Origin of the sequence: Vreelandella venusta, from assembly GCF_044809155.1 — a bacterium.
Taxonomy (GTDB): domain Bacteria; phylum Pseudomonadota; class Gammaproteobacteria; order Pseudomonadales; family Halomonadaceae; genus Vreelandella; species Vreelandella venusta_B.
The window spans coordinates 2,833,011-2,845,786 of sequence record NZ_CP085241.1 but is presented as its reverse complement, the minus strand read 5'-3'; the positions used below and the strand labels follow the sequence as shown (position 1 = coordinate 2,845,786).

The window sequence follows — 12,776 nt, the reverse complement described above, 5'->3', positions numbered from 1 at the left end:
TGGCTGAAGGCGAATCAATACTAAAGAGCAATGTTTTCTACTTGAAAAGATGTATGCGAATCATTTACATTTGCCTCATGACTTTTATGAGGTGTCGCCATGTACGTATGCGTGTGCAAGGGAGTTACCGACCATCAAATTCGCCAGCAGGTTAGCGACGGAGCGCGCAGCTGGAGAGAAGTACGTGAAGCTACCGGCTGCGCCACTCAGTGTGGAAAATGCGCTTGCTTCGCGAAGACGCTTACCCGTGAGGCCGTCCAAGAAGCGCGCTGCGACGCCGATATGAGTCTCGCTTACGCAGTATGACGCGAATCACTCTTGTTATGGTTTTCGTTAGCAAATATATGATTTTTTTGAGTTTTTAGTCACCTTCTATATACTCCCTGTATCGCTGGGAGTAAGCTTTTTTATGGCCTATACTCTTTAGTTAGCGTAATCAAAAGCATAGTAATTGCACACTAAGAAAGGTGACGGCATGAAAGGTGATCCCAAGGTTATTCAGCATCTCAATATCGCCCTCGGCAACGAACTGGTAGCGATCAACCAGTACTTTTTGCATGCCAAAATGTACAAAGATTGGGGCTTTAAAGAGCTTGCAAAGTGGGAATACGACGAATCCATTGAAGAGATGCAGCACGCCGACAAACTGATCGAGCGCATCCTGTTTCTTGAAGGCATTCCTAATCTTCAAGATCTAGGTAAGCTCCACATCGGCGAAAACGTCAAAGAGATGCTCGAGAGCGACCTTAAAATTGAGCATGACGGCCGCAAAGATTACATCGAAGCGATTACCTACTGTGAAAGCGTTAAGGATTACGTAACGCGTGACCTGCTGCGCGACCTGCTTGCCGATGAAGAAGGCCACATTGACCATATCGAAACGCAGCTTGGCTTGATTGATAAAGTAGGTATTCAAAACTACCTGCAAAAGCACATGCAGTTGGCCACCGACGAAGAGTAAAGTACGCGGTGTTCAATCATAAACGGGCAGCCCAATGGCTGCCCGTTTTGCTTTTCTGCGACGATTGGTAGGTGATTGCGCGCCGTTTTTATGACGCGACAACGCCGCACGCCATACGGGCACCACCGCCACCTAGATGTGGCTCATCGGCGTAGGTGTCCCCACCGGCGTGAATCATCAGGCTCCGACCTGACATATCCTCCATGCTCAGGCGGGGTGCCAAAACCGGAAGGTTGGCTTCGCCGTCTTCATTGACAGTTAAGACAGGCAGGTCACCTAAATGGCCGTCACCGTAAGGCCCTTGGTGGGTGTCAGTCTCTTCAGGATCGTAGTGACCGCCAGCCGACAGCGCGGCGGTCATGTCGCCTGCATCATTTTCTGCTGGCTCGCAGCTAGCGTTCTGGTGAACGTGGAAGCCATAAACTCCCGGCTCTAAACCTGTGATCGAGGGCGTCAGCAAGAGGCCATGCTCGGTAGGCTCAATGGCAATCGTGCCCACGGACTCCTCGATACCCTCGGCACTGACTTTATGCATCTCCACGTTCAGCGTCTCATTGGCCTGTGCCGCTGAGGTTGCAAGTAGTAGCGAGGCTGCAATAGCGGTCAGCGATATTGAAGAGCCTGTCGTTGAATAGCGCATAAAACTTCTCCTTCCTCATCCATGGAAACGCGGTTTGGCGTTGCCTATTTAAGGTAGCTGTCGCGTTGCTACTCTTCCAGCAAGCTAGTTCGATAGATGACATTAGCGTGCCAAGCCGCGACAATAGCGCCCTGTTTTGATGGTTAGCATTTACCGGGGAGCGTTATGACGCCACTCAACATCCTCTATCAGGATGAGCATTTGGTGGCGGTGCATAAGCCGTCAGGGCTTTTAGTGCATCGCTCGGCGTTGGCGCGTGGCGAAACTGAATTTTTACTTCAGCGCCTTCGGGATCAGTTGGGCAAGCGGGTATATCCCGTCCATCGGCTGGATCGTCCGACGTCAGGCGTTATCGTCTTTGCGCTCTCTTCAACGGTGGCAGGCTTGCTCAGCGAGGCGTTCAGTGAGCGTCAGGTAGAGAAGCGCTATCTGGCGGTGGTGCGCGGTAAAGCACCAGAAAGCGAGCGCCTGGACTACCCGCTGCGAGAAGAGGACGGCACGCGCCCCAAGGCGGAAATGCCCGCCATGCCGGCGATGACTGATATCCGCCGCTTGGATAGCGTCGAACTACCCGTACAGGTAGATCGCTACCCGGTGGCGCGTTACTCGTTAGTAGAAGCGCGGCCGCTGACTGGCCGCCGCCACCAAATTCGTCGCCACCTTTCCCAGCGGGGCTATCCGATTATTGGCGATGCCAAGCATGGTAAGAGTGTCCACAACCGCTTTTTTGCTGACCAGCTGGCCGCCCCACGGTTGTTGCTGGCTGCGACGTATTTAGCCTTCGATCATCCGGTGTTGGCTAAGCGTGTACAATTAAGCTGCGCCTTAGATGACACCATGACCGCTCTGTTTCATCACCTGGGCTGGGCGGGGCATCTGCCGCTGGATAGCGTGCGTACACCGCCACAAACCACACCTTCTGCGCTAAAAGCGCTATGAGCCTTCTGTTATGTCTTTGAATGAGCCAACCACTTCGCCAGCGATTGGCGTCGCTTCCAACGATTATAATTTCCGCTTTGGCGGCATTCGTCGCCTCTATGGGCAGCGCGCTTTTGATACGTTTCGACAGGCTCACGTCGTTGTCGTAGGCGTCGGTGGGGTGGGTAGCTGGACGGTTGAAGCGCTGGCGCGCTCGGGGATTGGCAAGCTCACGCTGATTGATCTGGACGACGTCTGTGTGTCCAACGTTAACCGGCAGCTCCACGCGCTGGATGGCACTATTGGCCAGCCTAAGGTTGATGTGCTAGCTGAGCGCTGCCGTTTGATTGCGCCGGAAATCGAGATTGTGGCGGACACTGCCTTCGTGACACCTACCAACCTGGCTGAACGGATTCCCGACGACGCCGACCACGTGGTGGATGCCATCGACAGCGTGATTGCCAAAGCGGCGCTGATCGCTTGGTGCAAGCGACGCAAAATACCGATTACCGTGACCGGCGCAGCAGGTGGGCAAACCGACCCCACGCGCATTCAAGTGGCGGATTTGACCCGCACCGAGCACGACCCGCTGCTCTCCAAAGTGCGCTCGCGGCTGCGTCGAGATTACGGCTTCTCCCGTAACCCCAAACGGCGCTTCTCAGTAGAGTGCGTCTACTCCGATGAGCAGTTGATCTACCCCAGCAGTGATGGTGAAGTGTGCCTGCAAAAGCCCGGCAGCGGTGATGCCACGCGTTTGGACTGCGCCTCCGGCTTCGGTGCTGCCACTTTTTTAACCGGCACCTTTGGCTTTGTCGCCGCGTCAAAGGTGCTAGAGCGCCTCGCCAAAAAAGCCAACCAGCCCGCTGCCACAAACGCCACTCAAGAGGAGAGCCAATGAGCGCCCCCGTTCCCGGTATTTATCGCCACTACAAAGGCAGCCTTTACGAAGTACTCGGCACCGCCCAGCACAGCGAAAGTGAAGAGCATGTCGTGGTCTATCGCGCCCTTTATGGCGACTACGGTCTATGGACGCGTCCGCTGGAGATGTTCACGGAAACGGTGACCATCGACGGCCATACCCAGCCGCGTTTTGCTTTAGAGAAGGCGTTTTAAGCCTCTGCTTTATTAATCAGGATCTATTATGCGCTCTACATCACCCCAGCAAACGCTGAAAGACGTATTCGGCTTCGATGACTTTCGCGGCGGCCAGCAGGCGGTGGTGTCTCGGGTGTTAGAAGGACACTCCACGGCGGCGATTTTCGCCACCGGCGCGGGAAAGTCGCTCTGCTATCAGCTGCCTGCGCTGCATCTGCCGCACTTAACCCTGGTGGTGTCGCCGCTGCTGGCGCTGATGCAGGATCAGCTGGCGTTTCTGACCCGCCACGGTGTGGCCGCGGCTAGCATTGATTCCACCCAAGACCGCGATGCCACCCGGGATGTCATGGATCGCGCCAAAAGCGGCGAGCTAAAAATATTAATGGTGTCGGTGGAGCGGCTTAAGAACGAGCGCTTTCGGCATTTTCTACGCCAGGTTCAGATATCGCTGTTAGTGGTTGATGAAGCCCACTGTCTTTCAGAGTGGGGGCATAACTTCCGCCCCGACTATTTGAAGCTGCCGGACTACCAGCGCGACTTTGCCATTCCCCAGGTGCTTCTGCTGACGGCTACGGCGACGCCCACCGTTATTGCCGATATGCGCGAGAAGTTTGCCATCGCGCCGGAGAACGTCATCACCACCGGTTTTTACCGCCCCAACCTTGAGCTGCTGGTAGCGCCTGCCATGGAGGATCGCCAGCAGCAGCTGATTAACTGGCTGACACCGCAGATGCAGCCGGGCTTTGAGGCGCCGACGATTATCTACGTGACCCTGCAACAAACTGCCGAGCGAGTCGCTAAAGCATTGGCGGCCCAAGGGATTGCCGCCCAGGCCTACCACGCGGGGCTGGATTCCCAGCGGCGTGATGAGATTCAGCGCCAGTTTATGGGCGGTGAGTCGCCCTGCATCGTGGCCACTATTGCCTTTGGCATGGGCATCGATAAAGGCGATATTCGTAACGTAGTGCACTTTGATCTGCCCAAATCCATCGAGAACTACAGCCAGGAAATTGGCCGGGCAGGGCGTGATGGCGAGCCTTCCACCTGCCTGACCATGGCCGGGCGGGATGGCCTGCGGGTGTTGGAAAATTTTGTTTACGGCGATACCCCCGAATACGCGGGCATCTACCGTTTGCTGGAAGAGATCGCTACGGCTGGCCAAGCCCCGGATCGCCAGTGGGAGGTGCTGCTCAACACGCTTTCCCGGGATACCAATATCCGCCTGCTACCGCTAAAAACGCTGCTGGTGCGGCTGGAGATGCACGGCATTATTGCGCCGCGCTATGCGTTTCTGGCTGAGTATCGACTGCGCTATCACCTTGAGCCTAGTGAACTAGTGGGTCGTTTTGAAGGCGAGCGCGCTGCCTTTGTACGTTTGCTGGTCGACAATATTCCTATCGCCCGCACCTGGGGAACGGTGGATTTTGAGCGCCTAAACCAGGCGGGGCAGGCACAGCAGATTGATGCTTCGCGGGCTCGTGTTATTACCGCGTTAGAGTATTTTCAGGATAAAGGCTGGCTGACACTGGAAGGCAAGCGGATGACCGATGTGTATGAGGTGTGCCAGCCCGATTTTGCCATCGAGACAATGGCGAGCCAGCTGTATGAGGAGTGCCTGCATCGAGAGCGCATCGAGATCGACCGGCTACAGTCGATGCTGGCGCTGTTTGAGTCTGAGAGCTGTCTGACGCGTCGACTGGCCGTGCACTTTGGGGATGCCACCTTTAATATGCCAGCCCACACCGAACAGGGGCGCTGCGGGCACTGTTCAGTGTGTTATGGTCGCCCCGTGCGGCTGCCCGATGCACCGCCGCAGCCCGTATTAAGTGACTTGGATTTTCAGCGCTACGCCACACCGCTGATTGAGCGCCACACCGAGCAGTTCGGCCAGCCGCCCAATGCCCAGCGGCTGGCGCACTTTCTGTGCGGGCTCACCATGCCGGTCTTCACCCCGCTCAAAGCCCGCAGCCTTAACGGCTTCGCGGTTTTTGAGCAGCGCGCCTACCCGGAGGTGCATGAGTGGGTGGCGCGGTATAGCGCAAATGCGGGTGACGTCAGCGGGTAGCGAGCAGGCTTCAGTTGAGGGTGTTTTACTCCCAAGCCGGAAACGGGTCGGGCAGCGTCTTCCACGCTTGCATGCCTTCTAGCAGCTCACCTTCACTCAAGAGACACGCATCTAGCGCTTCGCGCATTTTGGCTTGGTCCAGATTCTGGCCGATAAACACCAGTTCCTGGCGCATATCGCCAAACGGTTCCTGCCACTTTTCCATAATGAACTGGCGGTATTCGGGGTCCTCCGGCCAGCTGTCTTCAGGAATGGCTTTCCAGAACACGCCGGCTGGACCGTGATGAGCAATACCGCCCGCTTGGCTCCATTGGCCCGCATCGCGTGGCCGAGTGGCCAGCCAGAAAAAGCCTTTCGAGCGCAACAGGCCTTTGCCGAACCACTCTTGGTTGAGCAGGTCGTGGAATTTCTGCGGATGGAAGGGGCGGCGGGCATGGTAGGCAAAGCTGCCAATGCCATATTCTTCGGTTTCCGGTACATGCTCGCCGCGCATCTCTTTTAGCCAGCCGGGTGCCTGCTGGGCGCGCTCAAAGTTGAACTTGCCGGTATCGAGTACTTTGTCTAACGGCACGCCGCCTTGGGTGATTGGCACCAGCTCCGCGTCGGGGTTCAGCGAGCGCAGAATGGCTTTCAGCGCCTCCAGCTCTTTCTCACTGATTAAATCGGTTTTGCTGATGAGCAGCACATCGCAAAACTCAATTTGGTCGACTAGCAGATCGGCGACATTGCGCTCGTCGTCTTCCCCTAAACTTTCACCCGCTTCTTCCAGGCTTTGCGCTTCACGGTACTGCTCAAGAAAGTTGGCACCATCCACCACGGTGACTAGCGTATCTAGCCGCGCAACCTGGGCAAGGCTCTGGCCGCTTTCATCCTCAAAGGTAAACGTTTCTGCCACGGGTAGCGGCTCAGAAATGCCGGTGGACTCAATCACCAGATAATCGAACTTATCTTCTCGGGCGAGCTGGCTAACCTCTACCAGCAAGTCTTCACGCAGGGTGCAGCAGATGCAGCCGTTGCTCATCTCTACCAAGCGCTCTTCGGAGCGATTAAAAGCGACATCGCCATCCAGCGTCGACTCGCCAGGGCCGCCGCGTACCAGCGCGCCGTCGATATTCACCTCACTCATATCGTTGACGATCACCGCCACCCGGCGTCCATCTCGGTTGGCGAGAATATGATTGAGCACAGTGGTTTTACCGGCACCTAAAAAACCCGACAGTACGGTGACGGGCAGGGGGGAGAATGCGGTCATGGTAGTGAGCCTCTAAGCGGTCTTGTGTTATGTGATAATATAACAATAAAGAGGCGAGTTAAGAAGCATCTGTTTTGATGACCGCTGTTTAAGAGTACGGGCTGGGAATTAACGTTTATATTGCGTTGGGCAGTAGCCCCGTAACACATCGGGTGAACGCAACGCGGTATGTTTGGTGGCACGGCCGGTGACGCGTTTACGCCATAGCCGAAATGAAGCAGGTTTCAGCTGGTGGCGCATCACCTCAATCACATCCGGTTCGCCCAGCCCAAACAGCCCTTCGATGGCTTCAAACGGCGTGCGGTCTTCCCAGGCCATCTCGATGACGCGGGATTGCTCTTCTTCAGGTAAGCGACGAAAGCGTTTCACAGCAGCTTTAGGCATAGAGCACCTTGGGTATTGGCTGATAGGCGACGCGTATAAATAGCGAAACAGCTGGTTGTACCAATGCTTTACACGCCTAGTGTGATTGTACTAAAAGAACGAATTAAAATGCAGGTTTTATGAACACGCTAGTTAACAAACAGCTTGGTAGGGCTTATTTTGTCGCCAGCAGAGCGCGGAATAAACCCTTCATAAGCACCGGTTCGTCGCGCTGAATGGTAAAGCCAGCCTGTTGTATAAGAGGCGTGGCCTGGCGGGTGATATCGGTAGCGATAAACGAGGTGAAGGCGTTTAGCGCCCGCCTGCTTGGCCCGGCAGGTTGAGCATCTGGCTGAAATTTGTCCATTACGCACAGCTGACCGTCTGGCTTCAGGACTCGGTTAGCTTCTGCCAGCCCCTGTTCTGGGCGGGGCATGACCGCCAGGATAAGGTGCATCACCACCACGTCGAAGTGCTCATCAGGGTACTCCAGCGCAGCGGCGTCCATTACTCGGCACTCTACATCCCGTCTCGCTTTTTCTGCCCGTTCACGGGCGCGCTTCACCATGGCGGGCGTTAAATCTGTAAGGTGTGTTTCTAGCTCATGGGGCAAATAAGGCAAGTCTAATCCCGTGCCTGCGCCTACTAATAAAACGCGCATTCCCGGCTCCCAATCGACTTGGCCGAGGGCCATGCGTCGTGGCTTACAAAATGCTTTGGTGGCCACAAGATCATACAACGGGGCGTATACGGTATAGCGAAGTCGATTCCAAGCTGTTGTATTTATCATCTTACTTCTTAGCTCTCGCTTATTTTAACGGCTGACGTGCAGCAAATCAGCGGCTAAGTTAAAAGTCACCCATACCTATCAGCATAGCTACTATAAGGGTGATGCGATGCCACAGTGTTATCACACCACGTTAGGAGAGCGTACCTACCGTTTCTCCGGTTTGGCAGAATTAATGGCTAAGGCCACGCCACCACGTTCCGGTGACCGTCTGGCAGGTGTCATTGCAGAATCAGCAGAAGAGCGTGTAGTAGCACAAATGGTGCTGGCAGAACTGCCGCTGACCACGTTTTTAAATGAGGTACTGATACCTTATGAGCAGGATGAAGTTACCCGCTTAATCATCGATGAGCACGATGCTGATGCATTTGCGCCGCTGAAGCATTTGACCGTGGGAGACTTTCGTAACTGGCTCCTATCTGACCACGCCACCAGCGATGTGTTAGCCGCCGCTCGTCCTGGCATTACTCCTGAAATGGCTGCTGCTGTTAGCAAGCTGATGCGCAATCAGGATCTGATTTTGGTGGCCAAGAAGTGCCAAGTAACGACGGCGTTTCGCAATACGATTGGTTTGCCGGGACGGTTATCCACGCGTTTGCAGCCCAATCATCCGACTGATGACGCGACCGGGATTGCCGCCAGTATTCTGGATGGTCTGCTGTATGGCAGTGGCGACGCGGTGATTGGTATCAATCCTGCTACCGATAACGTTGCGCAAAGCATCAAGCTAATGCGACTGATGGATGACGTCATCCAGAAATACGAAATCCCCACCCAATCCTGCGTACTTACCCATGTCACCAACACGCTCGAAGCGATTGAGCAGGGCGCGCCAGTGGATCTTGTCTTTCAATCCATTGGCGGGACCGAAGCCACCAACCGAAGCTTTGGCTTTGATTTGAGCACGCTGGCGGAGGCTGAGGCAGCGGCGCAGTCGCTCAATCGCGGCACGGTGGGTCGCAATGTGATGTATTTCGAAACCGGCCAGGGCAGCTCGCTGTCTGCCGATGCCCACCACGGCCTTGATCAGCAAACCTGTGAAGCCCGCGCTTACGCCGTGGCGCGCAAGTTCAGCCCGCTGCTGGTAAATACGGTGGTGGGGTTTATCGGCCCTGAGTATTTGTTCGATGGCAAAGAGATCACTCGCGCGGGGTTGGAAGACCACTTCTGCGGCAAGTTGCTAGGTGTGCCTATGGGCTGCGACGTGTGCTACACCAACCACGCTAATGCCGATCAAAACGATATGGACAACCTGTTAACGCTACTGGGCGTGGCGGGCTGTAGCTTTGTGATGGGCATCCCCGGCTCTGACGACATTATGCTCAACTATCAAACCACCTCTTTTCATGACGCGCTTTATGCGCGGCGCGTACTGGGGCTGAAAGCAGCGCCCGAATTTGAGCGCTGGTTGGCGGACATGCAGATTTTCCAGGATGTCAGTACCTATCGGCTGAATGACGAACTTCCCCCCGCCTTTGCTAACAGCCTACGTCACCTGCCTAGGGAGCGGCGCCATGGTGCATAAACCCTTATCGCCTATCGTGGTGGAAAACCCTTGGGAGCGATTGAGTGCCTTTACCGATGCAAGGATTGGCCTAGGGCGCGCTGGGGTCAGTCTACCCACCAACAAACTATTAGCGTTCCAGCTGGCCCACGCTCAAGCCCAGGATGCCGTTCACTGCGCGCTTGATAGTGAAGCCTTAGAGGCAGAGCTAACTGACATGCTTAGCCTCACTGCGTCGCCTCTTCGCTTACACAGCCTTGCACAGGATCGCGCTGTTTATCTGCAGCGGCCCGATTACGGCAGGCGTCTGAGCGACACTTCGCGAGAGAAACTGCAGCAGGCTGCGCAAAGTGGCCAGCACTTTGATTTGGCGGTGGTGATTGTCGACGGGCTTTCCGCACTGGCGGTGCAGCAGAACAGCGCGCCGTTGCTTACTGCGCTGTATCGCGCCTTTGAGAGTGATCAGAACGCGTGGCAGCTCGCCCCCTTGACCCTTGTTGAGCAGGGCCGCGTGGCGATTGGCGATGAGGTGGGCGCGCTGCTTAATGCCGATGCCGTGCTGGTGATGATTGGCGAGCGCCCTGGATTAAGCTCCCCTGATAGCCTCGGGCTGTATATGACCTGGGCACCTGAAGTGGGCTTAAAAGATGACCGCCGAAACTGTATTTCAAACGTTCGCCCGGCAGGGCTGAAGCCTGAAGAGGCGGCGCGGCGACTGCTGCTGCTATTAACCGAGGCCCGCCAGCGGAAACTGTCTGGTGTTCAACTGAAAGATCGTAGCGAAGATAATGTGCTGGAAAGTGATACCGTTGCCAAAGGCCTTAAGGATAACTTCCTCGTCGCTGACTGAGGCTAATGTTGCATTCCTTCAGCGGCAGTGAAACGCTGTATATCCTACTTTTGAGGAGCCACGATGACATTAACCTTTACCGATCCTGGCGAACAGCAGCGCTGGTATGCCGTGGACGATGGCGTAATGGGCGGCAAATCCCACAGTGGGTTTCGTGTGGAAGCAGACACAGGCTGCTTTTATGGCGAGGTATCACTCGAAAACGGCGGTGGCTTTGCTTCGGTACGCCGCGAGCCTGATCACATTGAACCATCGCTGACCCAGGGCAAAGGCATAAGCCTTAGAGTGCGCGGCGATGGTCGCACCTACCAGCTGCGTTTAAAAAGTACTGCGTTAGAGGATGCTAGTGCCTACCGAGTGACGTTCACGCCTACCAAAGATCAGTGGGAAACGTGGGAGTTTCCTTGGCATAGCTTTGAAGCCGTGCGTCGTGGCACGCTACTGACCAGTGCGCCGCCACTCGACCCTCACACAATCCATCAACTGGGCTTTTTGATTGCTGACCGCACTGCTGGTTCGTTTGCGCTCTACGTATTTAGGCTAGCGGGGCTAAGCTGAAATAAGTAGGGGTTCCAGCGCTTCTAATAAAATAGTACGAGTTAATTGCGCTAGGTCTCTAGCACTGCTAGATTCAATTTGTAATTACAATTTATGTATACCTTTTGTACATTTATTGATGTACTTCATGTATCTGCAGGCTGCTTAAATAGGAGATGTGGTAATGGCAATGGAAACGGTACGTTTCGGTGGTGATGATATCGAGAATGCACTCGCCAATATGAATGATCAGAAGCTGGACGAGCTAGCGTTTGGTGCAATCCAGTTAGATGCTAACGGCAAAATTATCCAATATAACGCAGCGGAAGGCGGGATTACCGGTCGAGACCCTAAAAGCGTCATTGGTAAAAACTTTTTTACTGACGTAGCACCCTGTACGCAAAGCAAGGAATTTCAGGGTCGTTTCAAAGAAGGCGTTCGTAACGGTGACTTAAACACCATGTTTGAGTACGTGTTCGATTATCAGATGGCGCCCACAAAAGTAAAAGTGCACATGAAAAAGGCGCTTTCTGGGGACACCTACTGGATTTTCGTTAAACGCTTATAAGCTCAATTAACCGACGTGTGCTCGTTCATAGACTGACATGAGCGAGCTATTTTGTGTCTGCACCATACGATATTTATGGCGTTATTAAGGATCATCAAATGCCCCAGTGGCTAAGCGAAGCTGATTGCAAGTCGGTACTGCAATCTCTGCTAAGCGCTGAACTCGCTGCCTATCGCGGGACTTCTGCGCCAGGCTGGCAACATCCGCCCGCCATCGACTCCCTCGAAAGACTGCACCTCGCCGCCTGTGTAAATGAATACTTTCGTTTACATGAAACAGGGGTAGAAGACCGTCTTCTTATGACGCAGCACATTGATGACTGGGCAGCTATCGTGGCCCAGGCGCTCGATGATACGTCCGGCCTTACGTTTCGCACATCAGGGAGTACAGGCGCTCCCACCGCCCATTTACACCGCTGGGAAGATATAGAAGCGGAAGTGAAAGCGCTAATACGCCGCTTAGCGCCTGTGATGCCGATTAATCGTGTCATAGGGTGGTTACCGTTACATCATCTTTACGGTTTCATTTGGGGGGTGGCGCTACCCCGGGTGATGGGCGCAACACGCATAACTGTCGAGCATGCTGCTCTGCCTGCCTTAACGCCTGGCGACATGCTGGTGACTGTGCCGCCTTGCTGGGACTACCTGGCAAGCACTCGCAAGGAGTGGCCTGAAAACGTGACGGGCGTCTCGTCATCGGCTCCCCTTTCGGCCGCTACGTCTAATACTCTGGTCGAGCAAGGCTTAGCCGGCTTGCTCGATATTTATGGCAGTACAGAAACCGGTGGTGTGGCGACCCGTTGGCGTGCCTCTGATCCCTACCAGCTGCTAGCCCACTGGCAACGTCACGATACACAGCACCTTCAGCGCGTTAACAGTGACCAACCGGTTCCGCTTTTGGACGCTACGCAGTGGGCCGACGACACCCACTTTATCGTGAAAGGTCGGTTTGATGATGTTGTCATCATCGGGGGTGTTAATGTCAGCCCCCAGCATGTCGCGCGGAGTTTGTGCGCGTTAAACGGGGTTGCCGACTGTAGTGTGCGCGTCACAGGGTCTGCCTCATCGCCACGCTTAAAGGCGTTCGTGGTGCCTGCGCAAGATGAACATGAAACCGCCAGTACGATTGCCCAAGCCACTGCCCAATGGCCAGCCGCAGAGCGCCCGGTAAGTATTACTTACGGAGCAGCGCTGCCAACCAATGCGATGGGCAAACTCACTGATTGGTAATTTTTGT

Annotated in this window: 15 protein-coding genes; 11 read left to right on the top strand and 4 right to left on the bottom strand. The window is 55.0% G+C overall.

The genetic code is table 11. The annotated features are described in order from the left end of the window. Positions 1 to 99: 99 nt before the first annotated feature. Positions 100 to 306 carry a (2Fe-2S)-binding protein gene (locus LG301_RS13245; RefSeq protein WP_263067466.1) on the top strand — a complete coding sequence of 69 codons (207 nt, stop codon included), beginning with the start codon at positions 100 to 102 and terminating at the stop codon, positions 304 to 306. 169 nt (positions 307 to 475) lie between these two features. Continuing rightward, positions 476 to 961, top strand: coding sequence for a bacterioferritin (gene bfr, locus LG301_RS13240; RefSeq protein WP_030074841.1), 486 nt, complete (start codon positions 476 to 478; stop codon positions 959 to 961). 88 nt (positions 962 to 1,049) lie between these two features. On the opposite strand, the gene sodC is transcribed toward bfr, so the two are convergent. Further along, a complete protein-coding gene (gene sodC / locus LG301_RS13235; RefSeq protein ID WP_404471623.1) occupies positions 1,050 to 1,601 on the bottom strand; it encodes a superoxide dismutase [Cu-Zn] SodC in 552 nt (183 codons plus the stop codon). 165 nt (positions 1,602 to 1,766) lie between these two features. Between sodC and LG301_RS13230 the strand changes: the two genes are divergently transcribed. Genes LG301_RS13230 through LG301_RS13215 form a run of 4 tightly spaced genes read left to right on the top strand, consistent with a single transcriptional unit; the run spans position 1,767 to position 5,679 of the window. Beyond that, positions 1,767 to 2,540 carry a pseudouridine synthase gene (locus LG301_RS13230; RefSeq protein ID WP_404471622.1) on the top strand — a complete coding sequence of 258 codons (774 nt, stop codon included), beginning with the start codon at positions 1,767 to 1,769 and terminating at the stop codon, positions 2,538 to 2,540. Between the two features lie 10 nt (positions 2,541 to 2,550). Continuing rightward, positions 2,551 to 3,417, top strand: a complete 867-nt coding sequence (tcdA, locus tag LG301_RS13225) for a tRNA cyclic N6-threonylcarbamoyladenosine(37) synthase TcdA (protein ID WP_404471621.1) — start codon at positions 2,551 to 2,553, stop codon at positions 3,415 to 3,417. Continuing rightward, positions 3,414 to 3,632 carry a DUF1653 domain-containing protein gene (locus LG301_RS13220; RefSeq protein ID WP_404471620.1) on the top strand — a complete coding sequence of 73 codons (219 nt, stop codon included), beginning with the start codon at positions 3,414 to 3,416 and terminating at the stop codon, positions 3,630 to 3,632. The genes tcdA and LG301_RS13220 overlap by 4 nt, the downstream gene beginning before the upstream one ends. 28 nt (positions 3,633 to 3,660) lie before the next feature. Next, on the top strand, positions 3,661 to 5,679 hold the full coding sequence (locus tag LG301_RS13215; protein ID WP_404471619.1) for an ATP-dependent DNA helicase RecQ: 2,019 nt from the start codon (positions 3,661 to 3,663) through the stop codon (positions 5,677 to 5,679). 25 nt (positions 5,680 to 5,704) lie between these two features. Here LG301_RS13215 and zigA read toward each other — a convergent pair whose 3' ends face one another. From zigA to LG301_RS13200, 3 genes are all read right to left on the bottom strand, one after another. After that, on the bottom strand, positions 5,705 to 6,931 hold the full coding sequence (zigA, locus tag LG301_RS13210) for a zinc metallochaperone GTPase ZigA (protein WP_404471618.1): 1,227 nt from the start codon (positions 6,929 to 6,931) through the stop codon (positions 5,705 to 5,707). Positions 6,932 to 7,039: 108 nt separating this feature from the next. Continuing rightward, positions 7,040 to 7,315 carry a TIGR03643 family protein gene (locus LG301_RS13205; RefSeq protein ID WP_009100811.1) on the bottom strand — a complete coding sequence of 92 codons (276 nt, stop codon included), beginning with the start codon at positions 7,313 to 7,315 and terminating at the stop codon, positions 7,040 to 7,042. Between the two features lie 154 nt (positions 7,316 to 7,469). Next, the gene (locus tag LG301_RS13200) at positions 7,470 to 8,084 is read right to left on the bottom strand and encodes a class I SAM-dependent methyltransferase (protein ID WP_281442270.1); all 615 of its coding nucleotides are present in this window, start codon (positions 8,082 to 8,084) and stop codon (positions 7,470 to 7,472) included. Between the two features lie 106 nt (positions 8,085 to 8,190). Between LG301_RS13200 and LG301_RS13195 the strand changes: the two genes are divergently transcribed. The 5 genes from LG301_RS13195 (at position 8,191) to LG301_RS13175 (ending at position 12,769) form a co-directional block, all read left to right on the top strand. Next, positions 8,191 to 9,606: an ethanolamine ammonia-lyase subunit EutB gene (locus LG301_RS13195; RefSeq protein WP_404471617.1), complete on the top strand. Its 1,416-nt coding sequence runs from the start codon at positions 8,191 to 8,193 to the stop codon at positions 9,604 to 9,606. Further along, complete coding sequence (gene eutC, locus LG301_RS13190; RefSeq protein WP_404471615.1) at positions 9,596 to 10,435, top strand: ethanolamine ammonia-lyase subunit EutC; 840 nt, start codon at positions 9,596 to 9,598, stop codon at positions 10,433 to 10,435. Before LG301_RS13195 ends, eutC begins: the two co-directional genes overlap by 11 nt. 63 nt (positions 10,436 to 10,498) lie before the next feature. After that, positions 10,499 to 10,993: a CIA30 family protein gene (locus LG301_RS13185; protein WP_404471614.1), complete on the top strand. Its 495-nt coding sequence runs from the start codon at positions 10,499 to 10,501 to the stop codon at positions 10,991 to 10,993. 163 nt (positions 10,994 to 11,156) lie between these two features. Beyond that, positions 11,157 to 11,540: a photoactive yellow protein gene (gene pyp, locus LG301_RS13180; RefSeq protein WP_404471613.1), complete on the top strand. Its 384-nt coding sequence runs from the start codon at positions 11,157 to 11,159 to the stop codon at positions 11,538 to 11,540. A 53-nt stretch (positions 11,541 to 11,593) separates the two neighbouring features. Continuing rightward, entirely contained in the window at positions 11,594 to 12,769 is a 1,176-nt protein-coding gene (locus tag LG301_RS13175; RefSeq protein ID WP_404471611.1) for an AMP-binding protein, read from the top strand. Positions 12,770 to 12,776: the final 7 nt, after the last annotated feature.

Coding starts and splice junctions, on each gene's coding strand:
- LG301_RS13195 (WP_404471617.1), top strand. CDS start 8,191: ATGCCACAGTGTTATCACACCACGTTAGGAGAGCGTACCTACCGTTTC.
- LG301_RS13230 (WP_404471622.1), top strand. CDS start 1,767: ATGACGCCACTCAACATCCTCTATCAGGATGAGCATTTGGTGGCGGTG.
- pyp (WP_404471613.1), top strand. CDS start 11,157: ATGGCAATGGAAACGGTACGTTTCGGTGGTGATGATATCGAGAATGCA.
- tcdA (WP_404471621.1), top strand. CDS start 2,551: ATGTCTTTGAATGAGCCAACCACTTCGCCAGCGATTGGCGTCGCTTCC.
- LG301_RS13205 (WP_009100811.1), bottom strand. CDS start 7,315: ATGCCTAAAGCTGCTGTGAAACGCTTTCGTCGCTTACCTGAAGAAGAG.
- sodC (WP_404471623.1), bottom strand. CDS start 1,601: ATGCGCTATTCAACGACAGGCTCTTCAATATCGCTGACCGCTATTGCA.
- LG301_RS13245 (WP_263067466.1), top strand. CDS start 100: ATGTACGTATGCGTGTGCAAGGGAGTTACCGACCATCAAATTCGCCAG.
- eutC (WP_404471615.1), top strand. CDS start 9,596: ATGGTGCATAAACCCTTATCGCCTATCGTGGTGGAAAACCCTTGGGAG.
- bfr (WP_030074841.1), top strand. CDS start 476: ATGAAAGGTGATCCCAAGGTTATTCAGCATCTCAATATCGCCCTCGGC.
- LG301_RS13200 (WP_281442270.1), bottom strand. CDS start 8,084: ATGATAAATACAACAGCTTGGAATCGACTTCGCTATACCGTATACGCC.
- LG301_RS13220 (WP_404471620.1), top strand. CDS start 3,414: ATGAGCGCCCCCGTTCCCGGTATTTATCGCCACTACAAAGGCAGCCTT.
- LG301_RS13215 (WP_404471619.1), top strand. CDS start 3,661: ATGCGCTCTACATCACCCCAGCAAACGCTGAAAGACGTATTCGGCTTC.
- LG301_RS13185 (WP_404471614.1), top strand. CDS start 10,499: ATGACATTAACCTTTACCGATCCTGGCGAACAGCAGCGCTGGTATGCC.
- zigA (WP_404471618.1), bottom strand. CDS start 6,931: ATGACCGCATTCTCCCCCCTGCCCGTCACCGTACTGTCGGGTTTTTTA.